At 69.4% G+C, this 22,045-nt stretch carries 18 protein-coding genes; 11 read left to right on the forward strand and 7 right to left on the reverse strand.

Annotation, left to right across the window (positions count from 1 at the left end):
* The first annotated feature begins 3 nt into the window (after positions 1 to 3).
* From OEB96_RS41480 to OEB96_RS41490, 3 genes are all read left to right on the forward strand, one after another.
* Positions 4 to 891, forward strand: a complete 888-nt coding sequence (locus OEB96_RS41480) for a poly(ADP-ribose) glycohydrolase domain-containing protein (protein ID WP_266222481.1) — start codon at positions 4 to 6, stop codon at positions 889 to 891.
* Between the two features lie 63 nt (positions 892 to 954).
* Positions 955 to 2,052 carry a DUF4185 domain-containing protein gene (locus OEB96_RS41485; protein ID WP_266222482.1) on the forward strand — a complete coding sequence of 366 codons (1,098 nt, stop codon included), beginning with the start codon at positions 955 to 957 and terminating at the stop codon, positions 2,050 to 2,052.
* 147 nt (positions 2,053 to 2,199) lie between these two features.
* Complete coding sequence (locus tag OEB96_RS41490) at positions 2,200 to 3,441, forward strand: NAD-dependent epimerase/dehydratase family protein (protein WP_266222483.1); 1,242 nt, start codon at positions 2,200 to 2,202, stop codon at positions 3,439 to 3,441.
* Between the two features lie 32 nt (positions 3,442 to 3,473).
* On the opposite strand, the gene OEB96_RS41495 is transcribed toward OEB96_RS41490, so the two are convergent.
* Both OEB96_RS41495 and OEB96_RS41500 read right to left on the reverse strand, forming a co-directional pair.
* On the reverse strand, positions 3,474 to 4,280 hold the full coding sequence (locus OEB96_RS41495; protein ID WP_266222484.1) for a hypothetical protein: 807 nt from the start codon (positions 4,278 to 4,280) through the stop codon (positions 3,474 to 3,476).
* Between the two features lie 196 nt (positions 4,281 to 4,476).
* The gene (locus OEB96_RS41500) at positions 4,477 to 4,899 is read right to left on the reverse strand and encodes a CBS domain-containing protein (protein WP_266222485.1); all 423 of its coding nucleotides are present in this window, start codon (positions 4,897 to 4,899) and stop codon (positions 4,477 to 4,479) included.
* Positions 4,900 to 5,029: 130 nt separating this feature from the next.
* Between OEB96_RS41500 and OEB96_RS41505 the strand changes: the two genes are divergently transcribed.
* The 5 genes from OEB96_RS41505 to OEB96_RS41525 all read left to right on the forward strand — a co-directional run bounded on the left by OEB96_RS41505 (position 5,030) and on the right by OEB96_RS41525 (position 13,088).
* Positions 5,030 to 7,198: a vWA domain-containing protein gene (locus OEB96_RS41505; protein ID WP_266222486.1), complete on the forward strand. Its 2,169-nt coding sequence runs from the start codon at positions 5,030 to 5,032 to the stop codon at positions 7,196 to 7,198.
* Positions 7,199 to 7,254: 56 nt separating this feature from the next.
* Positions 7,255 to 8,802, forward strand: coding sequence for a serine/threonine protein kinase (locus OEB96_RS41510; protein ID WP_266222487.1), 1,548 nt, complete (start codon positions 7,255 to 7,257; stop codon positions 8,800 to 8,802).
* A gap of 47 nt (positions 8,803 to 8,849) precedes the next feature.
* Positions 8,850 to 10,838, forward strand: coding sequence for a protein kinase domain-containing protein (locus tag OEB96_RS41515; RefSeq protein WP_266222488.1), 1,989 nt, complete (start codon positions 8,850 to 8,852; stop codon positions 10,836 to 10,838).
* A gap of 331 nt (positions 10,839 to 11,169) precedes the next feature.
* Complete coding sequence (locus OEB96_RS41520; protein WP_266222489.1) at positions 11,170 to 12,663, forward strand: PAS domain-containing sensor histidine kinase; 1,494 nt, start codon at positions 11,170 to 11,172, stop codon at positions 12,661 to 12,663.
* Positions 12,660 to 13,088: a response regulator gene (locus OEB96_RS41525; protein ID WP_266222490.1), complete on the forward strand. Its 429-nt coding sequence runs from the start codon at positions 12,660 to 12,662 to the stop codon at positions 13,086 to 13,088. The genes OEB96_RS41520 and OEB96_RS41525 overlap by 4 nt, the downstream gene beginning before the upstream one ends.
* Positions 13,089 to 13,103: 15 nt before the next feature.
* Here OEB96_RS41525 and OEB96_RS41530 read toward each other — a convergent pair whose 3' ends face one another.
* From OEB96_RS41530 to OEB96_RS41545, 4 genes are all read right to left on the reverse strand, one after another.
* Positions 13,104 to 13,991: an SDR family oxidoreductase gene (locus OEB96_RS41530; RefSeq protein ID WP_266222491.1), complete on the reverse strand. Its 888-nt coding sequence runs from the start codon at positions 13,989 to 13,991 to the stop codon at positions 13,104 to 13,106.
* Between the two features lie 20 nt (positions 13,992 to 14,011).
* Entirely contained in the window at positions 14,012 to 14,173 is a 162-nt protein-coding gene (locus OEB96_RS41535; RefSeq protein WP_266222492.1) for a hypothetical protein, read from the reverse strand.
* Positions 14,174 to 14,177: 4 nt separating this feature from the next.
* Positions 14,178 to 14,768 (reverse strand): TIGR00730 family Rossman fold protein, encoded by a 591-nt coding sequence (locus tag OEB96_RS41540; RefSeq protein ID WP_407674739.1) that lies wholly within the window; start codon positions 14,766 to 14,768, stop codon positions 14,178 to 14,180.
* A 115-nt stretch (positions 14,769 to 14,883) separates the two neighbouring features.
* A complete protein-coding gene (locus OEB96_RS41545) occupies positions 14,884 to 15,579 on the reverse strand; it encodes an SDR family NAD(P)-dependent oxidoreductase (protein ID WP_266222493.1) in 696 nt (231 codons plus the stop codon).
* 168 nt (positions 15,580 to 15,747) lie between these two features.
* On the opposite strand from OEB96_RS41545, the gene OEB96_RS41550 reads away from it, so the two are divergent.
* Positions 15,748 to 17,058 carry a DUF2341 domain-containing protein gene (locus tag OEB96_RS41550; RefSeq protein WP_266222494.1) on the forward strand — a complete coding sequence of 437 codons (1,311 nt, stop codon included), beginning with the start codon at positions 15,748 to 15,750 and terminating at the stop codon, positions 17,056 to 17,058.
* A 55-nt stretch (positions 17,059 to 17,113) separates the two neighbouring features.
* Positions 17,114 to 18,430, forward strand: a complete 1,317-nt coding sequence (locus tag OEB96_RS41555) for a DUF2341 domain-containing protein (protein WP_266222831.1) — start codon at positions 17,114 to 17,116, stop codon at positions 18,428 to 18,430.
* 19 nt (positions 18,431 to 18,449) lie between these two features.
* On the opposite strand, the gene OEB96_RS41560 is transcribed toward OEB96_RS41555, so the two are convergent.
* Positions 18,450 to 20,147: a tetratricopeptide repeat protein gene (locus tag OEB96_RS41560; RefSeq protein ID WP_266222495.1), complete on the reverse strand. Its 1,698-nt coding sequence runs from the start codon at positions 20,145 to 20,147 to the stop codon at positions 18,450 to 18,452.
* 197 nt (positions 20,148 to 20,344) lie between these two features.
* On the opposite strand from OEB96_RS41560, the gene OEB96_RS41565 reads away from it, so the two are divergent.
* Positions 20,345 to 22,009, forward strand: coding sequence for a hypothetical protein (locus OEB96_RS41565; RefSeq protein ID WP_266222496.1), 1,665 nt, complete (start codon positions 20,345 to 20,347; stop codon positions 22,007 to 22,009).
* Positions 22,010 to 22,045: the final 36 nt, after the last annotated feature.

A 22,045-nucleotide genomic window follows, 5' to 3' on the forward strand; every position in this document is an offset into this window, starting at 1 on the left:
ACCATGCCTGGCCGGACCATCCCCGACGAGAGCGCCTACACCGGCACCCGCTTCGACGACCCCGTGCTCGCCCGCCGTCGCGAGGTGCTGCGGGAGACGGTGGCCTACCTCCACGACCGCGGCCGCGCGCGGCTGCATGCGCTGGCCGCCGACAACGTCGCCCGCTGGGCACGCGAAGCGGCGACCCATTCCGTCCCGACCGACCCGAGAGCCACCGGCCCGAGGATCGAGGTCGTCCCCGACGACTGGGGAGAAGCGACCGCTCGCGCCACCCGGCGCAGCGGAGCGTGCTTTGCCGTGCTCAACATGGCCAACGCCCACGTCCCCGGTGGGGCCTACGTGGAGGGCACGGTCGCGCAGGAGGAGAACATGTTCCGCCGCACCGACTGCCACGAGGCGGTCGATGACGCCGAGCTCGACCCTCTGACCCAGCGCTACCGTCCCGAGATGACCGCCCGGCTGAACGCCGCCGATGGGCTCGTGTACCTCGACACCCGAACGCCTCGGGTGTGCGTGCGAGGGCCCGAGGATCGAGCGCAGGCCGATCTCGGCTACGCGTGGCTTGCCGACGACGAGGTCTTCCCGTTCTTCGAACTGCGCGCCGCCGCCGAGGATCTGCGCGGCGGCAAGCCCTTCGACGAGGACGAGATGGCGCGCCGCATCCACGCGCAGCTCGACACGCTGCGATACGGCGGCGTGCGCCACGTGGTGCTGAGCGCGTTCGGGTGTGGTGCGTTCCACAACCCCGCCGATCGCGTGGCGGCGCTCTATCGCGATGCGCTTGCTCGCACGCCCGGAAACCTCGAAGAAGTGGTGTTCGCGATCTTCGCCCCCGGCTACGGACCCGACAACTACACGCCGTTCGCCGACGCGTTCGCGCCCGGTCGATGACGGTTCACCCGCGCGGCGAGGCCGAAGCCCGCGCGCCGAGCCCAAAGGCGGTAGAGTCTACCGATGCACGAGAAGGCAGGGCTCGCGCTGGTGATCGCCCTGGGTGTCGGCGGCTGCCGCGGGCGCGGCCCCGAGGCGCTCTCGGCCGCCGAGATCGGCGTGGTCGAGCAGAGCGACGCGATCGAGGGTCGCGACGGAGGCAGCAGCGCCTGGCTATGGGACCGCTCGATCTGGACCTTCGGCGACACGGTCCTGACCCTCGACGACGAGCGTGGCCACAACTGGCACCACAACTCGTTCTCGGTAACCACCGACACCGACGCCAGCGATGGTCTGTCCGGCTTCTCCGAGCCCCTCGACGCCGTGGGTGCGCCGCAGCACCTCATCCCACCGAGCACCAGCGAGCAGGAATTCAACGATGCCCACTGGGGTGAGATGTGCGAGGTCGAGCCCTGCGGCGCCCGCTGGGCGGTGTGGCCGGGCGAGCCGGTGTGGGACGCGGACCACGATCGCGCGCTCGTGTTCTATGGGCTCATCTACGCCGAGCCCGGCGACTTCAACTTCATGGGGGTCGGCCACTCGATCGCAACCTGGACCGACCCCGATGGCCACCCCGAGCGGCCGGTCATCGATGTCGATGCCGAGCACCCCGACCTGTTGTGGTCGGGCGACCGCTCGGGCTGGGGCATTGCGTCCAACATCGTCGACGGCCAGCTCTACACCTTCGCATGCGAGACCAATGGCGGCCTCGCCCACGACTGCATGCTCGCGCGGGTCGAGCTCTCCGAGCTCCACGTGCGCTCGGCCTGGCGGTACTTCGATGGCGACCAGTGGAGCACCCACGCCGACGAGGCCAAGCCGCTGTTCGAGGGAGCCCCGGTGATGTCGGTGAGCTTCAACGAATTCCTCGGCGAGTGGCTGGCGGTCTACTCGACGCCGTTCTCCTCGGAGGTGGTCGCCCGCACGGCCCCGGACCTGACCGGCCCGTGGTCGCGCGAGAGCCTGCTCTACGACACCGGACAGGACACGCCCTACGATGCGCTCGCGCACGCCGAGTACGAGGAGCGCGACGGGCAGGTGATCTACGTGACCTACTCGCGTCACACCTCTGGGTGGTTCGGGACCGAGTTCCCGCTCGTCCGCATCGAGCTCGCGGGCTGAGGCGGCAGCCGCGACCGCTCCTCGCATCAGCGCGCCGCCGTGCTGGCACGTGACCTGTCTCGCACCGATCGGGATGGCGGCCGGAGGAATTCCTCGTCACGCCCCGGGCCGTGCAACCATCGGCCCTCCGCCGTGGTCCAACGCCCCATGTCGTCCCGCCGTCGCTTCCTGTCCTACTGCCTGGCGGCTCCGGCTCTGACCTGGGGATGCCGTTCGCAGGGCTCCGGTCCCGCACCATCGGTCACGCCCGAGCCCGCGCCCACCCCCGCCCCGACCCCGGTCAAGAGCCTGCTGGTCCTCGGCGGCACCCGCTTCCTCGGACCGGCGATCGTCGACGAAGCCCTCGCGGCCGGGCTCGAGGTCACCCTGTTCAACCGGGGCAAGAGCGATCCCGACGCCTACCCGGAGCTCGAGAAGCTCGTTGGCAATCGCGACCCCGAGCTCGACGAAGGACTGCGAGCGCTCGAGGGCCGCACGTGGGACGCGGTGATCGACACCTCGGGCTACTTCCCTCGCATGGTCCGGGCCTCGGCGGAGCTGCTGGCTCCCAACGTCGGCCAGTACATCTTCATCTCGAGCATCTCCGCCTACGCCGCCCACGATCATCCGGGCGACGACGAAACGGCCACGCTGGCCAAGCTCGAGGATCCCACCGTGGAGACCATGGGCGAGGCGTTCCAGAACTACGGGGGTCTCAAGGTGCTGTGCGAGCAGGCGGCCGAGGCGGCCATGCCCGGGCGCGTGGCCAACGTGCGTCCGGGGTACATCGTGGGGCCGCGCGATCCCACCGACCGCTTCACCTACTGGCCGTGGCGCGTATCCCAGGGCGGCACCGTCCTCGCCCCGGGTGCACCGAAGGACAGCGTGCAGATCATCGACGTGCGGGATCTCGGACGCTGGCTGGTGCACCTGGCCACGTCTCGCACCATGGGGGTCTTCAACGCGGTCGGTCCCAAGTCGCCGACGACCATGGGGGAGATCCTGGAGGCGAGCAAGAAGGCTTCGGGCAGCGACGCCCGTTTCGTGTGGGCCCCGCTCGACTTCCTCGAGGCGCACGGTGGCGAGGCCAACCCCTTGCCGATCCCGATCTGGGCGCCGTCCACGGGGGAGACCGCGGGCTTCCATCACTACCGCAACGACCGGGCCGTGAAGGCCGGGCTCACGTTCCGCAGCGTCGAGCAGACCACCGCCGATACGCTGGAGTGGTTTCGATCGCAGCCGGAGGAGCGTCGGGCCACACTGCGGGCCGGGCTGCCCTCCGAGCAGGAGCAAGCGCTGCTCGCCGAGCTCGCTGCGGTCGACGCACGGCGGTCGGCGCGTGTCAGACCCGATACCAGACCGCACGGCGGCATTCGCCACGCCCAGCTCACGCTCCATGGGCTTGGGTGATGCGCTCGATGTGCGTGGCCAGCACGCACATCTCAGCGGCAGGCGCCCTTCGGTCCGAACGACCCGCTGAGGGAGGCAGTTCCGCCCCCGTTGCGCGCCATGTCGAACTCGAACGCGGTCTCGGCGGGGCCCTCGAGGGACATGGTGAGCGGCATCGCGGTGGCGACGTCGACCTCGATGCTCCCGCTGAGCTTCATGTACACCACCGCGTTCTCGATCTCGGCGGCGACCTCGACCTCCGCGCGGAACACCGCGGCCTCGCGCTTGCAGCGTTGGGTGAGCCCGGTGAGCTGGAGCGTCAGCATGGTGCCGTCCTCGCCGTTGAAGCGATCCCGAATCTCGCCCGGGGTGAGCTGGAGGGTGTCACCGGCGGTGAGCGACTTGCCTCGCAGCTGGGCCTGGATCGTGCCCGGCGTGCCGATCCGACCCACGTCGCGGTCGAGCACGAGCTCGTCGTGATGATCGCTCAGCCCGCCACCGCCCTTGCGCCGGTAGGAGCCCTCGCTCGCCTCGAGGGTGTCGCCGAGGTGATCGTGGTCGTCGTCCTCGAGGTCGCCCATCGACAGGACGTACTCGCGGCCGCCCGTGTAGTGGACCTGGACCGTCTCGGGCAGCCCTTGGTCGACCTCGAGGACCGTCAGCTCGTAGACGGAGTGAAACAGCAGGTTCTCGTGGACGGTCTCCGACGGCGCGCCGTCGGCCGTATGCTCGACATCGATCTTGGCCGTGAAGTCACCGGTGAAGACATCTCCGACCTTGGTGGCTTGCTCGCCGAACGTCACCGCACCCGAGGGCCTCCGCGTCGGCTCGCCCGGCTTGTCGCAGGCGCTTGCGACCACGAGTCCGAAGGTGGCGAGTGCCGCCTGAAACCTCGGGGATCGGCGCCTGGAGAGCATGGTGGACACCACGGTCGATCGTGCACCATCGGCCCTGCGACCACAACGTCGAGGAGCGCAAAGGCCACCGAGCGGCTCGGTGGAAGGACCTGGGGCCTACGGTGTCGACAGCAGCAACCGGCGCGATCGACTTCGGGCCTCACGCCGGTTCGTCGGGCAGGTCCTTGCCCCGCAGCAGCTCCCCGTACGCGCGACACACATCCACCGTGGTGATGATCCCCGCCAGCTTCCCCTTCCTCATCACCAGCACCGAGCCGATGTGCTCGTTCGCCATCGCCTCCGCGACCTCGACCATGCTGGCATCGAGCTCCACCGTGACCGGCTCCCGCTGACACACCGACCACACGGGCAGCGTCACCTCCGGATCCCGCTCCCCGAGCACCCCGAGCGCGACTTCGAGATCGCGCTCGCTGACGATCCCCTCGAGCTTGCCTTCGCGCATCACCGGCAAGTGGCGGATCCCGTGCTGCTTCATCATCGCGAGCGCCGTGCGCAGGTCCTCCCGCGCATCCACGGAGTAGGGAAACGGCGTCATCACGGTGGCAACCCGGGTCGCGTCCATGGACCCACGATGCCGCGATCACCGCAAAATCGGCAAGCTCGAGTTTCGCCATCACGAAGGAGACGGAGGGTGTAAGACATGGTGGGCTCCGGGGCGTTCGCCGCCCGCAGAGCCGGAGGGAGCACGAAGCATGCGAGCGCGATCGTTGGTGATGGGAGCGTGGTTGTTGGCCGGATGTGCCTCGAGCAAGGCCTACCAGACTCCGCCTGCGCCTCCCCCTGGTCCGCATCCCGTGGTCGCCCACGATCCCCGGCCGGCCGAGCTGCCCGCTCACCACTTCTACGCGCGCCCCACCAGCGGCGACGTCTATCCCCGATTCCAGGCGGTCGCGTTCACCTCGCTGCCCGCGATGGTCCGCAGCTCCAAGTGCACCGATGCGGGGTCGGTGCCCGAGGGCCGCCCCGGCGCCGGCCTGGCCAGCGGGGGCCCGACGAAGGCTCGGGCAAAGGCCAAGAAGAGCGCACCCGGCCACGTGCCCTACGCGCCCACCACCACCGCCCAGGCCAATTCCCCCGCCGACGATGCCAGCCGCGTCGAGAGCAAGGCGGCGCCCCCGGGTGCGGGTGCGGCGGCCCCGACCGAGCCCGCCGGCGAGGCCGAGGCGACCATGAGCGGCGCCGACCTGGCCGATGAGGATGGAGGCATGACCGGCGACGCGCCGGGCACCTTCTCGTCGGAAGTCCAGGTCGCCGGCAATACCCGCGGCGACAACCGCTCCAAGCGCGACACCCGTCGCTCCCGCCGCGAGGCCAAGCGCGCCCACGACAAGGCCCTCGCCACCGCCAGCGCCGAGGCACCAGCGACGGCCGCCGAGCCCGACGCGTACATGATCGAGGAGGAGCCGCCACCGGTGCTCGAGTGGCCGCCACCCGAAGAAGGCTGGGGCTCCGCCACCTTCCTCAGCAACGACGACACCATGAGCCTGTCGTCGGCGCAGCGGGTGATCTTCGCGATCGACGAGCACCTGCCCCTGCCCCCGCAGCACGTCCGCCCCCACGAACTGCTCAATTACTTCTCGTTCCAGACCGACCCCGTGCCCGAAGGCCATGCGTTCTCGGTCCGCGCCGAGCTGGCCCCGTCACAGCGCGACCCGGGCTTTCACACCCTGGGCCTGGCCATCGCCGGCCGCCCGGTGGGGCGCGAGGGCCGGCGCAACGCGGCGCTGACGCTGGTCATCGATCGCTCGGGCTCGATGAAGGAGGAGGGCCGCATGGACTTCCTCAAGCGCGGCCTGCTCCGCATGGTCCGCGAGCTCAAGGACGGCGACGTGATCCACGTGGTGACGTTCGACCACCGCGTGTGCAACCCGCTGCGCAACTTCGTGGTGGGTCGCGACGACATGTCCGTGCTCACCGACACCATCCACGGGATCAAGCCCTCGGGACGCACCAACCTCCACGCGGGCCTTCAGCTGGGCTACCAGCTCGCCGATGCGAGCTACCAGGCCACCCACACCAACCGGGTGATGGTCATCACCGACGCGCTGGCCAACACCGGGGTCACCGATGCCCGCACCATGGCCATGGTCGCCGACTGGTTCGACGCCCGGCGGATCCGCCTGTCCGGGATCGGCGTGGGCCGGACCTTCGACGATGCGCTGCTCGACCGCCTCACCGAGAAGGGCCGCGGTGCCTACGTGTTCCTGGGCTCGGCCGCCGAGGTCGACGCGGTGTTCGGCAGCCGCTTCAGCTCGCTGGTGGAGACGGTCGCCAACGACGTGCACTTCCGCCTGCACCTGCCGCCCTCGCTGCGCATGCAGGCGTTCCATGGCGAGGAGGCCTCGACCGTCAAGGCCGACGTGCAGGCGGTGCACTTCTTCGCCGACACCTCGCAGCTCTTGCTCGCCGATCTCGAGACCTGGCAAGGCCAGCTGCGCCCGCAAGACGACCTGATGCTCGAGATCGAGTACCAGCACCCCGAGACCGGCCAGACGATGGTCGAGGATCACGTGATCACCCTGGGCGCGACCACCGAGCACCACGACAACGTGCGCAAGGGCGAGGTCATCATGCACTTCGTGGAGGGGGTCGGGCGTCAGGCCCGACGCGGCGCTCCCGCGGGCTGGCAGCCCCGCCCCGGCACCTGGCTCGACGCGGGCGCCCTCGAGGACTGCAGCCAGACCCGCGACGACCTGCGCCAGATGGCGGCCGGCAGCCGTGACCCGGAGGTTGCTCGGGTGTTGTCGCTGTGGGACGGCTACTGTGCCCGCTTCGAGGGCAGCGCCGCCGGCCGTCCCGGGCGCAAGCCGGCGGAGGAGAGCGGCTGGCCAGGGGCCAAGCGACCGAGCAACGGGGCATGAGACCCCCGAGCGGGCGTTGACACCTCGGACCCGCGGCGGGATCGTGGTGCAGGTCCGTGAGTCACCCCAACACCGAGGATGGCCGACGCAACCGTGATCTCGTGGGGCGTCACCTCATGGGGCGCTACGCGGTCAAGGAGAAGATCGCCCGCGGGGGCATGGCCGTCGTCTACCGCGGCGAGGACGAGCGCCTCCATCGTCCCGTGTGCGTCAAGGTCTTCTTCGGCTTCGGGCCCCACCAGCAGGAGTACGCGGTGGTGCTCGAGCACTTCGTGCAAGAGGCGTTTGCGCTCTCCCGGCTGCGGCACCCGGCGACCCTGCGGATCTACGACTTCGGCTACCTCGACGAGGAGACCCGCTCCGAGCCGTTCTTCGTGACCGAGTACGCCGAGGGCGGTCACCTCGGACAGCTCGTCTCCAAGCGCGGAGCCCTGCCGCCGCAGGAGGTGCTGCGCCTGCTCGGGCCGATCGTGGGCGCCCTGCGCGAGGCGCACGAGGCTGGCATCGTGCACCGTGACCTCAAGCCCTCCAACATCCTGCTGACCTCGGCCGGCGGCGAGCTGTCGGCCAAGCTCGCCGACTTCAGCATCGCCAAGGCCCACAGCGATCTGCCCAACCGCGCCTCGGAGACCAACGCCCAGGCCCCACTCTACTCGCTGTCGTGGGCCGCCCCCGAGCAGATGAGCGGCGGCAAGATGGGGCCGGCCGTCGACGTGTTCGCGCTGGCGCTGTTGACCGCCTACCTGCTCACCAAGAAGATGGTGTATCCGGGCGAGGACGTGATGGCGCTCTACACCCTGCGCAGCGAGGGGCCTCGCTTTCGCGAGGAGTCGATCCGAGGGCTCGGCCTGCCGTCTGCGGCCGAGGCGCTGGTGCTGCGGGCCTGCCGCGAGGACCCCAACGAGCGGCCGCCTTCGGTCGAGGCGTTCTTCGGCGAGCTCGAGGGCGCGATCGGCTCGCCACGCAGTGCCGCGGCGGGTGACGACGAGCCCACCGACTCGCTCGTCCTGCCCAGCCCCAAGGAGCCCCGGGCGGAGCTCGGCACCGAGCCCTCGGTGACCGAGCCCTTCCGCGGGTCCAAGCGGCAGCCCCCGCGGTTGCGACCGGTCTCCCCTGGCAATCCCGCCGAGCCCACCGAGGGCCCCCATGGCGGACCCGAGGGCAGCGTTTCCAAGCCACGCCTCCCGCTGTCCACCCTCGACGCGGCCGAGGTCGTGGTCGGCCACCGCCGCATGCGCGTACGGCTCGCCGACGACAGCCCGGTGGAGCTGGCCGATGCATTCGGGAGCCGCCCGGCTCGCCTGCGCGTCACGCCCCAGGAGCTGGGCGCCGGGCGCATCCACCTCAAGGGACTCAATTGCTTCCTCCGCACCCTCGAGGGCCGCCCTTCCAGCGGTCTCGACGTGGATCGCCCACGGTCCCTCGAGCTGCTCGATCCGCAATCTGGCGCACGTGCGCAGCTTCGGATCACCATGGGGGCCCGCCAGGACGGGAGCCACGAGCTCGAGCTTGGGGATACCATCCTCGTCGTACCCGCTGCGCTCGCGCGGTGGGCGGTGGTGCTCGAGTCCGGCCGCGACACCCTGCTGCTCTACCGTCGATAGCCACGACGACGGCCCACGACGGGCTGGCCACCACGCTTGGGTCCACGATGAGCTCTCAGAATCGCCAAGGTCCGCCCCTCCCGCCTCCGCCGGGCCATCACGCACGCGCGCCCGCGGGGGGCAACGCCGCTCCCTCGGCGCAGCCCGAGCCGACGCATGCGCCCGACCCGGGGCAGAGCCAGCACGGCTACGTCCAGGACCCGCACGCCTACGGCTACGCCCAGGATCCCGCGTACGCCCAGGATCCCGCGTACGCCCAGGATCCCGCGTACGCCCAGGATCCCGCGTACGCCCAGGGCGCGGCCCAGCAGAGCGGCTCGTACCCGCCGATCCCCATGCAGCAGCCGCCCATGGGCTACCCGTCCGGCTACCCGCAGGCGCCCGGCTACCCACAGCAGCCGCAGCAGGGCTACGTGCAGCCCTCCCCCGTGCAATACGGCGGCGCCGCCGGGGCCCCCCAGATCGTCTACGACCACCCCTCGCGACCCATCGCCGCCACCGGCCCCATCAGCGGGCAGGCGCCGATGAGCCACCAGCCCAACATCACCCGCTCGCGCGCCTATCGCTTCCTGCTCGACGAGCAGGGCCTGCCCATCGAGCTGGGCTCGGGCCGCTCGGGCAAGGCGTTCCTGGGCGAGGAGCACTGGCTCGAGAGCAAGACCGCCTTCCGCCGTCACGTGGCCATCAAGATGCTCCAGCGCGGGGTGAGCCCCGAGGACGCCCTGCGCTTCCAGATGGAGAAGGAGCTGCTCGAGCGGGTGCAGGGACACCCCAACATCGTGCTCCTGCACGCATCCGGCGAGTCGGACAACGAGGGGTTCATCCCGCACCACGTGCGCGAGACCGTCGAGAACGACTTCATGATCATCGAGCTGTGCGACATGTCGCTCGAGGAACGGCTCAAGGGGACGCGAGGAGGCGAGCGCGAGGATCTCTTGCGCCTGCCGCTGCGCGACCGCCTGTTCCGCGTGCTCGAGTACATGCTGCCGATCGCCTCCGCGGTGGAGTACGCCCACCTCGAGTGCAACGTCTGCCACCGCGACATCAAGCCCGGCAACATCCTGGTGCGCCTGCCCAACCCGCGCCTGCAGGGGTCCACCCTCGACGTGCGCCTGGCCGACTTCAACGTGGGCAAGGTGCGCGAGCAAGAGCAGGAGCTGTCGGTCACGCGCATGCAGGCCGTGCCGGGCACCCTGTTCTTCCAGTCTCCCGAGCAGGAGACCAACATGTTCGAGATCCTCGTCAACGTGATGCAGGGCTCGGACGAGGTCTCGTACTTCGAGGACTTCTACATCGCGATCGCGCAGAACGACACCTTCCAGCTGTTCAATCGCGGGGCTCGCTACACCGTGATCGGGGCCGATCTACGGCGCAAGCGCCTGCGGCTCGATCGCCCCTACGAGGACCGCAGCGAGGCCAACGTGCGCGCCCAGATCCTCAAGAGCGTCGACCGCCCCGCCGACATCTACTCGCTGGGCGCGCTGTTCTACTACTTGATCTCCGGCGCCTACTGCAACCCCAAGACCCTCTACGACGCGTTCCACAAGTTCATCGAGTACGACGGCGCCGAGCAGGCCGGTGACGGGTCGAACACCGTCGACGCCTACATCGAGCACGAGTACTCGGTGATCAACAGCATGCGCACGCCCCGGGTCGACGAGAACAACCAGCCGGTGGTGGCGCCCGCCGATCGATTCTTCAGCTACAAGCACTATCTCGACGGCAACGGCGAGCTCATCGAAAAGGAGATCATGCGAGTGATCGCCAAGTCGATGATCCGCAACAAGCCCGACAGCTACTGCCAGGCGTGGGACATCACCACCGCGGGCATCAGCCACCTGGTCTATGACCTGCGGCGGCTCTACGGCGCATTCGGGACCTACATGCCCTCGCGCCCGGGACTGCTCGTGCTCACCCAGCAGCAGCAGCAGGGAGCGCTGGCGCGGGCGTGGGACGGGCTCAAGGGCGCCTTCGGCGGGGGCAACAAGGGCAAGGCACCCAAGGGCCAGAAGCCGCCGCCCAAGGGCAAGCGGTAGCGAGCGCGTCGGACGTGCGCGTCGACGCTCGCTCGGACGCGCGGCTCGGCGCGGACGAGCTCGCGGCCGACTCGCACACGGACAACGGGCCGGTCTTCGTTCAATCGTTGCCCCCGCTCCTCGACGGAACACCCTGTCATGAGCATCCCGACCTTCACCACTACGGTGAAACACTGACACGCAACCGCGCGATCCTCATTTGGTGTGTCGAATTCCGCGACTCTGAACCGGTCGGCCACTCCATCATCGACTGCCACGTCCATCGAATCGGTGAGCATCTCATCGATCCGATGTACCATCTGTGGTTCATTTGGCCTCACCCGGAGATCGCATGGCAGACGACAAGCGCTCGAGCCGCTGGTACAAAACGGTCCTTGACGCGATCCCCGACATGGTCTTGGTGAAGGGGGAGCGCTCCAAGCTGTTGTGGGCCAACAAGTCATTCCTCGGCTACTACGGGATGACCGAGCAGCAGCTCGAGGACATCGTAGACTCGCCGCACAGCGATCCCGACGATACCGTGCAGTACGTCAAGGACGACCACCGGGTCTTCACCACCGGAACCGTGCTCGACATCCCGTCGGAGCCGGTCACGAACGCCGACGGGAACGTCTCCTACTTCCATACGATCAAGGCACCGATCTTCGATGATACGGGCAACGTGATCCGCACCGTCGGCGTGTCGCGTCTCATCGACGACGCCGACATCGTCGCCGTATCCCAGCGAGACCGGGAACAGCGCAAGCTCCAGCTCCGCGAGCTGCGCACCTTCGTGCACCACATCCCGCTGGCGGTGGCGATGTTCGACGTCAAGGCCCGGTTCTTGTCGTACAGCCAGGCGTGGCGGGACCTGTTCCGCTACGAGGGGCCACTCCTCGAGGGCGAGTTCTACGACGACGCGTTCGAGGCCTGCTTCGCGCTCACCTCGATGATGAGCACCACCATCGACGGGGGCCATGCCGAGCGTCGTGAGGGCATGCTGCTGCGAACCTTCACGGGCTCCGAGCTCGTCGTCGACGTCGAGGTCCGCCCCTGGTCCATGCCCTCGGGCGAGATCGGCGGCGTCATCACGCTGATCCACGACGTCACCGACGCGACCCGGGCCAAGCGCGAGCTCGAGCGCCTCAATGAAGAGCTGCTGCAGTTCAACTATCGCGTCTCGCACGACCTGCTGGCCCCGCTCAAGACCGTGCGTGGGTTCATCGATCTATGCGAAGAGGAGCTACGCGACGGCAGCGTGGACGAGGTCCACGAGTATCACGACATCATGCGACAGAGCGTGACCCGGCTGAGCGCCCTGGTCGAGGACGTTCTCAACCTCGCGCGTGCCGACATCGGCAACCTCGAGCGCACGGACATCGACCTCGACCGACTCGTGGCCGAGATCCTCCAGAAGTACCAGCGCGACATCGAGACCGCCGAGCTCCAGGTCTCGTGCGACTGCGGCGGCCTCACCCTCTACTCGGAGCGGGTGCGCGTGCTGCAGGTGATCGAGAACCTGGTGTCCAACGCGATCAAGTACCACCACACAGAGCGCCAGGAACGACGCCTGTCCGTGACCGCCCGCGCCGATGAGGGGGGCGACGTGGTCCTCGTCGTCCGGGACAACGGCATTGGGTTCGACGAGTCGCAGGCGAGCGCGATCTTCGAGATCTTCAAGCGGGCGACGAGCAAGTACCCGGGCAGCGGGCTCGGGCTGTACATCGTCAAGAAGCACATGGATCGCCTGGGGGGCCGGGTTCGCGTGGTCTCGAATCGAGACGACACGATCTTCGAGATCTCGATCCCCTCGGCCCCCCGGCCCGGCAAGGAGCCACACTCGTGAACAAGAAGACGATCGCCTCGTTGTTGATCGTGGACGACAACTCGTTCGACATCCTCCTGACCAGGAAGGTCCTGGAGAGGACCGGCCAGTTCGAGCACATCTACGCGGTGACCGACGGGGCCGAGGCGCTGGCCTTGTACCAGAACTACGAGCAGAGCCGCCGGGCACACCCCGATGGCTTCCCTCCGCTGGTGATCCTGCTCGACATCAACATGCCGCTGATGAGCGGGTTCGAGTTCTTGAGCGCGTACGCCGAGCTCGAGACCGACGCTCCGCACGACCCTGCGATCATCGTGATGCTGACGTCATCGAGCTTCGAGCAGGACCGCGACAGGGCCTTGCAGGATCCGTTGGTCAGGGACTACATCGTCAAGCCCATGACGCGGGCGCGTGCCGTCGAGCTGGCGGAGACCTTCGGCCGCTGACCCACGCCCGCACGCTCACCCCTTGCCCATGCTCAGCTTGGCCATCATGGCCTGCTGCGCGCTCTGGGAGGCCTCGTTGACGGCACCCGCGAGCTCGCCGAGCATGTGATCGACGGTGAGCCGTGGCGGGCGCTCGCCCGCGGGCAGCTCGACCAATCGTACGAACGCCTGGGCGATCTCCTGCGGGTCGCCGATCATTCCGGCCTCGGCCATCTGCGCAAATGCCTGGCCGAAGGCCGCCAGTCCGTCCCTGACCGGCCCGTACGTCTCGACCCGCGCGGCCTCGGCGGGCTGGATCCAGTTGGACACGAGGGACGTTCCGTACGAGCCCGGCTGGAGCACGGTGACATCGATGCCCAGCGGACGAAGCTCGAGCACGAAGCTGTCGGCCAGCGCCTCGATCGCGAATTTCGTGGCCACGTAGTGCCCCATGAACGGCAGCACGAGGCGGCCCAACGAGCTCCCCACGAACACCAGGTGACCCGCCCCCGCCTCACGCATGTGCGGCAGCACGGCCTGCGCCACGCGGAACGAGCCGACCACGTTCACGTCGAAGAGCTGGCCGACCTGTGCGGAGGAATAGGTCTCGCAGACCCCGAAGTGGGCGACGCCCGCGTTGTTGATCACGGTGTCGATGCCCCCGCCGAGCTCGAGTGCCCGGGCCACGCCCGTGCTCACCGAGGCGTCATCGCTCACGTCGAGCTCGATCACGTGCAGCGCATGCCCGCCCTGCTCGCCGAAGGCTCGCAGCTCGTCGGCCGCCTGGCGGTTCTTGCCGTCCACGCCGCGCATGGTGGCGAGCACGGTGTGGCCGCGCTCCGCCAGGGCCTTCGCCCCCGAGAAGCCAAAGCCGCTGCTGGTACCGGTGATGAGGACACGACGGGATGCGGTGGATTCGGTCACGTGTCCATCATCGCGCCTAATCATCGCGGGCGCCACGGGAGAGCGGCGCCCGACCACACGGAGCCCGAGGCACGGGCAACAGGACCACGTTGCTCCTCCTCGGAGAGCAGCAGGCCGAGGCGGCTGCCCTCGGGCTCGCCGGCACCAACGGGCCCGAGCTTGGAGAGGTCGGCCCGCTTCATGCTCTCAGGTCTGCTCGAGCTCGATCCACTTGGGGCGAACCTTGGGAACGTAGCTGCGAAGCGCCTGCAGCAGCGCGGCCGGCTCGTCGTGATGGACCAGCAGCGAGCGGTTCTCCCCGCGCAGGAGCCCCTCGGCGACCGCGTGATCGAGCCAGGCCAGCAGTGGATCGTAGTAGCCGGCCACGTTGAGCAGGCCGATCGGCTTTTGGTGGATGCCCAGCTGCGCCCACGTGGTGACCTCGGCCAGCTCCTCGAGCGTACCAAAGCCCCCCGGCATGGCGATGAAGGCATCGGCGAGCTCGAACATCTTGGTCTTGCGCTCGTGCATCGAGCCGACCGGGACGAGCTCGGTCAGGCCGCGGTGCGGGATCTCGGTGGAGAACAGCCGCGTCGGGATCACGCCCACGGCCGTTCCCCCCGCGGCCATCACCGCGTCGGCAATGAGCCCCATCAGGCCGACCGAGGAGCCGCCGTAGACCAAGCCCAGGCCCTCGGCCGCCAGCAGCTCGCCCAGGGCGCGGGCCGCGGACCGGATCGTGGGGTTGGTCCCCGGCGAGGACGCACAATAGACGCAGATGCGCTCGATGGTCGGCACGAACCCCCACGCTACCCGCACCGGCCGCCGACCGCCAAGCGGGGGCCCTGGCGGGGTCGCGAGGCAGGCGAACGCCGTCGGCCACGAAGCGGCACACCAGCAGGGCCTGGCTCCGTCACTGGGCAGGAAACTGGCGGTAGACGTCGCTGCGATCCTGGTAGAGCTGCCAGAACGCCGCGGCGATGTCGTCGGCGTCGAGTCCGGGGCCTCCTTGATCGAAGGCCGTGCCCTTGACCAGGCCCATCACCACGATCGACCCCACGTAGATCCCGTCGGCCTTCAGCTTCTGGTGCAGCACCCCGGTCAGCTTGTGCTGCGCGGCCTTGGCCACTGCCACCCCCATGGTGTTCCACTGTGAGATCATCTGGTCGACCGGATCGGCGTAGTACGCAAAGCCTCCGCCGGTCACGAGCACCGCCGCGCCCTCCTGCGCCCGTAGATCGGGCAGCGCTGCCTGCACCGCCGTTGCCTCGCCCACCACGCCCACGTCGAGCACCTTGCGAAAGTCGTTGGGATCGCACGTGGTCAGGTCTCCGGCCGCCCCCCCGTACGCATTCCAGTGCACCACGGTGATGGGTCCCAGGGACGAGCGAACGTCGGCGACCAGCTGCTGGACGGCCGAGACGTCGCCGAGATCGCACGGAAACGCCTTGGCGGTGATGCCTGCATCGGTCAGCGCCTTCACGCCCGCCTCGAGCCGCTCGGCGCTGCGGGCCACGATCGCGACCTGGAAGCCCTCGCCTCCGAACTTGCGAGCGACGGCCGAGGAGATGCCAGGACCGTAGCCGCACACGATGATGGTTCTTGCCATGCGATGGTTCCTACCACCAATGGGTCTGCCGTGTGACCGACGCCCGAGCGCGTCGGCCAGCGGGGACCGAGGGGATCGCGAGCAGGACCGAGCGCACGACGTTCTTTCCGCGGGAAACGGACCGCGAGGATCCCATCGCGCGCCGTCCGCGGTAGCATGTCTCCTGCCATGGATACACCACCCACGCTGGGCATCGTCGGGGTCCTCGGTCTGGTCGTCCTGGGCTGCACGCCCAACCCCGGTGGCATCGGCTCCTCGGACGACACGCAGACCGGCACCACCGCCGCGGACACCAGCGGAGGTCCGTCCACGACCGCGTCCGCCGACACGAGCAATCCGACCACGTCGGGCTCGGTCGACGACTCGACGACCGTGCCGACCGTCTCGACCAGCTCGTCCGACTCGGGCGAGCCCGAGGCGTTCTACCGCCGCGAGCTCACGATCCACGGAGAGACGCTCACCAACGAGGGCCCCCTGCGCGACTTCACGGTCCGCGTGATGATCACCGGCGACATGGGCCTGCGCCACGTGGATGCGGGCGGGCACGTGCTCGATGCCGACGGGGCCGACCTGGTGTTCCGGGATCCCGACCTGCAGCCGCTGGGCCGCGAGCTGATGAGCTATGGCGCCGACTCGGGCCGGCTGGCGGCCTGGGTGAAGGTCCCCGAGATCTCGACCGACGAGCCCACCACGATCTACCTCGACTACGGGGCGCCGTCGCTGGTGGGAGCGTCGCTGGACCAGGCATGGAACGACGACTACGTCGGGGTATGGCACTTCGAGGACGTGGTGCTCGACGGCGGTCCGATCCTCGACAGCAGCATCGCCGGCAACGACGGTATCGCGCGCAACATGGACGACATCGACGGGGGGATCGCCGGCCGGGCGGGGTCCGGAGTGTCGTTTTCCAAGAGTAATGCGGCGATCGAGATCACCGGGGGCGGCCTCGACCTCCCGGGCCCGCTCACCTTCGAGGGCTGGGGACGGATGACGGGGCAATTGACCAGCAATGGGTTCCAGCGGCTGTTCCACAAGGGCGGCGCAACGGCGGCCCCGTTGCTGCTTTGGGTGGGCGACCCGACCGTGGAGCCGATCCACCCGTTCGGTCGCTACACCCTGGGCGTCAATCAGCTCACGGCTCAGCAGTTCGAGCTCGCCTACGCGATCCCGGCGTTCAGCTACAGCGACTGGCACCACTACGCCGCGGTCATCGGCGAGCCAGGAACCGATGCGGTGCTGTTCGTCGATGGCGTGCGCGTGGCTGCCGACACGATCGACGACCTCGTCGACACCGGCCACTCCACGCTGTACTTCGGCAACCAGGACGACATGGGCCTCGACCAGCACTGGAGCGGCTTCGTCGACGAGTTCCGCTTCTCGAACGTGGCCCGCAGCGACGCGTGGATCGAGGCCGGCTTCCGCACGATCGACGACCCCACGGGCTTTGCCGCGGTCGGACCCGAGCAGAGCCTGCCGTAGGCCTCGCAATTTACCGGATCATCGCGGCTCGAACCGCGATACGATGTCCACCGTGATGGCGTCACGAGGTCTGCGCATCGTTGGGCTCTGCGGCCCCTTCGCCCTGGGCTGCTCGCCCTACGGCGGCGGGGTCTCGATGTCCAGCGGCGTCCTCGGGAACAGCACCGGGGATACCGACGGCACCACCAGCCCCACCGGTGACCCGGAGCTCACCTCGGCCGACGCCGCAGACACCACCGCGGGGCCGTCGACGGCCACCATCACGACGAGCGCATCCGCGTCGGCCTCCGACACCGCCGACACCGCCGACACCGGAATGCTCGAGCCGTTCTACCGCCGCGAGATCGTGATCGCGGCCGCCGAGGTCCCCGGTACCCAGCCCCTGCTCGACTTCACCGCGCTCATCGCGTTCGCCGGCGACGAGGGCCTGCGCGACGTGGCCTCCGGCGGCCACGTGCTCGAGCCCGACGGGGCCGACCTGGTGTTTCGCGACGCCAACCTCCAGCCCCTCGCCCGTGAATTGGTCAGCTATGCCGCCGGCTCGGGACGGTTCGTGATCTGGGTCCGCATCCCGGAGATCGCGGCCGACGTGGACACCACGATCTACCTCGACTACGGCGCGCCGTCGCTGGTCGATCTGTCCCCCACCAACGCCTGGAACGACGCCTATCGGGCCGTATGGCACTTCGAGGAGCCGGTGGTCGAGGGCGGACAGATCCGCGACAGCAGCGATCACGGCAATCACGGCACCGCGACCAACATGGACGCGAGCAACGGCGGGATGGGCGGACGCGTGGGTCGAGCCGTGTCGTTCTCCCAGCCCAATGCGACGATCGTGATCGGCAACGGCGGGCTCGACCTTCCGGGTCCCGTGACCTTCGAGGGCTGGGGCCGCATGGACGCCAGCTATGCCGGCTGGCAGCGCCTGTTCCACAAGGGTACGGAGCTCGACTTCCCGCTGAGCATGGGCGTGGGCGACTCCGCGACGGGGCAGCTCGGCACGGCCTACCTGGCGGTCAACTACCTGAGCATCCCGAGCGTCGATCTCGAGTACCCGATCCCGGGGTTCGCCTACGGCCAGTGGTACCACTATGCGGGCGTGGTGGGCGGTCCGGGCAACGACGTGGCGCTGTTCGTCAACGGCGTGCGGGTGCTGAGCACCACCTTCACCAACCCCATCGAGACCGGGCACGCGCTGCTGCACCTGGGCAACATGAGCGCCACCGGGAGCTCGCGGCTGTGGAGCGGGATGATCGACGAGCTGCGGTTCTCCAACGTCGCCCGCAGCGACGCGTGGATCGAGGCCGGCTTCCGCAACACGAGCACGCCCACGAGCTTCGCCAAGGTCGGCACCGAGCAGCCGATGCCCTGACGGGCGCCGAGGCGCTCCGTCACTTCTTCTTGTCGAACTTGGGCGATCGCACCGTGATCGGCTCGGTCGCGCGCGACGAGGTCGGACGCGGCTGGGCCGAGCGTGGCACCACCTGCTGCGGCCCCGTGAGCCCGGCGCGCCGACGCAAGCGCTCGGCCAGCGGGTTGTTGGGGCGCACCGGCTTGGCCCCCGTGGTCGTGCCGGGCGGCGGGACATCGCGCCCCGTGGGCTTGGCCGGGTGAGCTGCGCTCGCCGGGGCTGCCGCGGGCGCGCGAGCGGGAGCCTTGCTCGGTGGTGGCGCCTTGCTTGGCGCGGCCCGTCCTGCGGCAGCTGCCGCAGTTGGGCGTGGTCCAACACCAGGACCGGCACCGGCCCCGCTCCTGCCCGCAGGCGTACGCGCGGGTGCACCAGGCTTGGCCGCAGGGCCCGGACGCGCTGGACCGGGGCCGCGCATTGGAGCGGCCGCCTTGGCCGGAGGCGCCGCGCCACGAGGCGGAGGCGCTCCCTTGGTCGGCCCCGGTGCGCCCGTGCGAGGCACCCCTCGGGATCCTTGCTTCGGCGTCGCCGTCCGTGCCGAAGCGGCCCTGGGTGCGGGCTCCGGGGCCGACGCCGGAGCTTCGGCCGTCGGGCGCGGAGCCGGACGCACGCGCAGCTTGCCACCCTCCACCGGCTCGCGCTCGCGCTTGGGGATCTCGGGCTTGCGCAGGTGCGAGTTGGTGATGAACTCCGGCAGCCGCGACTCGCCGGCCAGCCGCCGACGCATCGACGGGTTCTTGGGCTGCGGAGGCAAGCGCTGCATCACCAGCGTCATGTCGTCCTCTTCGAGCTGGGCGAGGTTGTCGAGCGCCGCGACCACGGCGGCCTCGAGATCGCTGCGAGCGACGTCGACGTCGTGCTCGGGCGCCTTGGGTGGCGGCGGCGGATAGGCGACCACCGTGCCCTCCACGTCGTCGAGCTCCGACTCGTCGGCCACGTCGATCGGCGCCGACTGGGCGGCCTGCATCAGCTCGGGGGGGATCGATGGCGCCGGCTCCTCGTCTTCCTTGATCTCGACCCGTCGAACCGAAGGCCCCGGCTTGGGCTGCCGCTCGATCGGCATCTGCAGCAGCTGGCCGTCGGGGGTGATGAGGATGGTCGGGACCACCACCGTCTCGGTGGTCGGCACGTGCATCGGAGCCCCCGCGGCGCCGGGCTGCGCTCCGTACGAAGCGGCGCTCGAGCCGTCGTCCGCGTACTCCTCGACCTCGTCCTCGTACTCCGACTCGTCGTCCTCTTCCTCGGCGTCGGCTTCCCACCCTGCCAGGCAGCGGTAGACCTCGGCGGCCTCGTCGGTTCGTCCCGAGCGCATGTACACCTCGGCCAGGTGCTCGAGGCGTCCCTGCGCCGCCTCCATCCGCCCCAGCGCTGCCTCGGCCATCGCCACGTCGAGGTGCAGCTCGAGCCGATTGGGATTGATGGTCAGCGCCTTGCCATAGAGGGTGAGCGCCGCCGCGTGATCGTCTTGCTCGCTGCATGCCTCGGCCGCCGCCACGAGCCCGTCGACCGCCTCGTTCACCTGTCCCCGAGCCACCAGCGCATCGGCCAGGCCGAAGTGCGCTCGGAACTCGCCGGGATCGATGCGAAGCACCGCTCGAAATGCGCCTGCAGCCTCGGCGTAGCGAGCGGAGGCGAGGTGCTCGTGAGCACGCGCCATGGGTTTGTCGGTGAGGCTGGACATGCCGGCCCATTGGACACCCTAGGCCGGGGGGCTTTCCACTCCCGGGGCGAATTCGGCCGCCAGAGCGCGACAACGGAGGAATTCGGGCATTTTGACGACAGCCGCAGTCTCGTGGAGGCGAGTCGATCACCACGACCCGCACCTCGCCGAGCGGACATTCCACCTTCGTCCCGCTAGACTCACCCGAGGAGCGCACCATGCCCGCACCCGAGGACACCGACCTCCTGCTCGTGCATGCCGATGAGCTCGATCCCGTGCTCGAGGGCCCGGTCGCGTCGGCCAACGCATCCGCCGAGCTCTCGGGCACCGGCTACGAGGACCCCGAGCACCTGTGGGACGAGTCGCGCGAGGCCAACGAGCTGGCCGCGCAGCGCTGGGGCGTCATCGCCCCCGAGGGGCCCGTGGGCGACGAGCTGCTCGGACGCATCGAGCGCCTCATCGCCCGTCGCCAGGAGCAGCAGGACGCCAAGGTCTCCGTCTACCGCGTCCCCTCGGGCATGAGCGCGGCCGAGGTCTCGCGCTGGCGCAAGGATCACTTCGAGGGACCCAACGTCCGCCGCCGCGACCTGCCCCGCTACCAGCTCATCCTCGGCGAGCTCGACCAGGTCTCCGCCGAGCTCCAGATGATGCAGGGCTCGGACGGCTACGTGGGTCGCCTGGCCTTCGACGACCCCGAGCACTACGAAGCCTACGTCGACAAGCTGCTGCGCTGGGAGCAGGAGCCCTCGCCGAGCACCCGCGCTCGCGCCGTGTTCCACACCGTCCAGGACCGCACCTCGGCCACCACCGTGGGCCACCAGAGCCTGATGCTGCCGGGCCTCGAGCTGGCCCGCCGCGACTTCGAACAGGGCGAGTTCCCGGCGTCGCAGGTCATCGCGGTCGATCACGGCTACACGCCCAAGCCGGGACCGCTGATCGAAGAGGCGATCAAGGACGACCCCGCGGTGCTGTTCACCATCAGCCACGGCGCCGGGGCCCCGCGGCAGGGCTGGCGCTCGACCGAGGAGCAGCGACGCCTGCAGGGCGGCATGAGCTTCGGCCGCTCGGGCGGGCTGCTCACCGGCGAGGCGCTGACCAACCAGCGCTTCCTGCCCGGCGGGGTGTGGTTCATGCTGGCGTGCTTCGGCGCCGGTACCCCCGAGGCGAGCAAGTATCGAACATGGCTCGACCAGCTGCAGGCCATCGGCAGCTTCAGCGGCTCCACCGAGTCGATCGGCGCCAGCCTGGCCACCAACGGCCGGCCATTCACCGCCGCCGTCCCCAAGGCGGTGCTCGCCAGCTCCAACGGGCCGCTGGCCTTCATCGGCCACGTGGATCTGGCGTGGACCTACAGCTTTCGCGAGCGCGATGGCGGCCGCCCCGTCGACCGTCCCGGTCGCTTCATCGACGTACTCCACGGGCTGCTGCGGCAAGACCGAGTGGGCGTGGCGTTTCGCGAGCTCTATCGACACTATGGCCAGGCCAACACCGATCTCGCGGCGCTCATCGAGAGCGGCGAAGACGATCCCGAGCGCCGGGGCCACCTGTGGATGCTGCGCAACGATCTGGCGGGCTACATCCTGCTCGGTGATCCGGCCGCACGCCTGCCGCTTCGGCCCGAGGTCGTGCAGCAAGCCAGCAACATCGATCTATCGGCGATGTTCGGCTTCGGGGTCAGCCAAACCCCGACGCAGAGCTCCCAGCCCGAGCCTACGCTCGACGTGGATCTCGACGCCCTCGAGCGCGCCATCGGCCTCTACCTGGTCGGAGATCTCGGAGTGCCGAAGATCTTGCAAGAGTGTGGCCTCGAGCTCGGCCGTCGCGAGTTCGAAGACCTCGTGCGGCGATACACCGAAGCGGGGCGTTCCGCGATCCAGCGCTGAAATCGGGTGAAACAGCCCATCTGTGAACGCGAGTGC

The sequence above is a fragment of the Paraliomyxa miuraensis genome, assembly GCF_026337845.1.
Classification (GTDB): domain Bacteria; phylum Myxococcota_A; class Polyangia; order Nannocystales; family Nannocystaceae; genus Paraliomyxa; species Paraliomyxa miuraensis.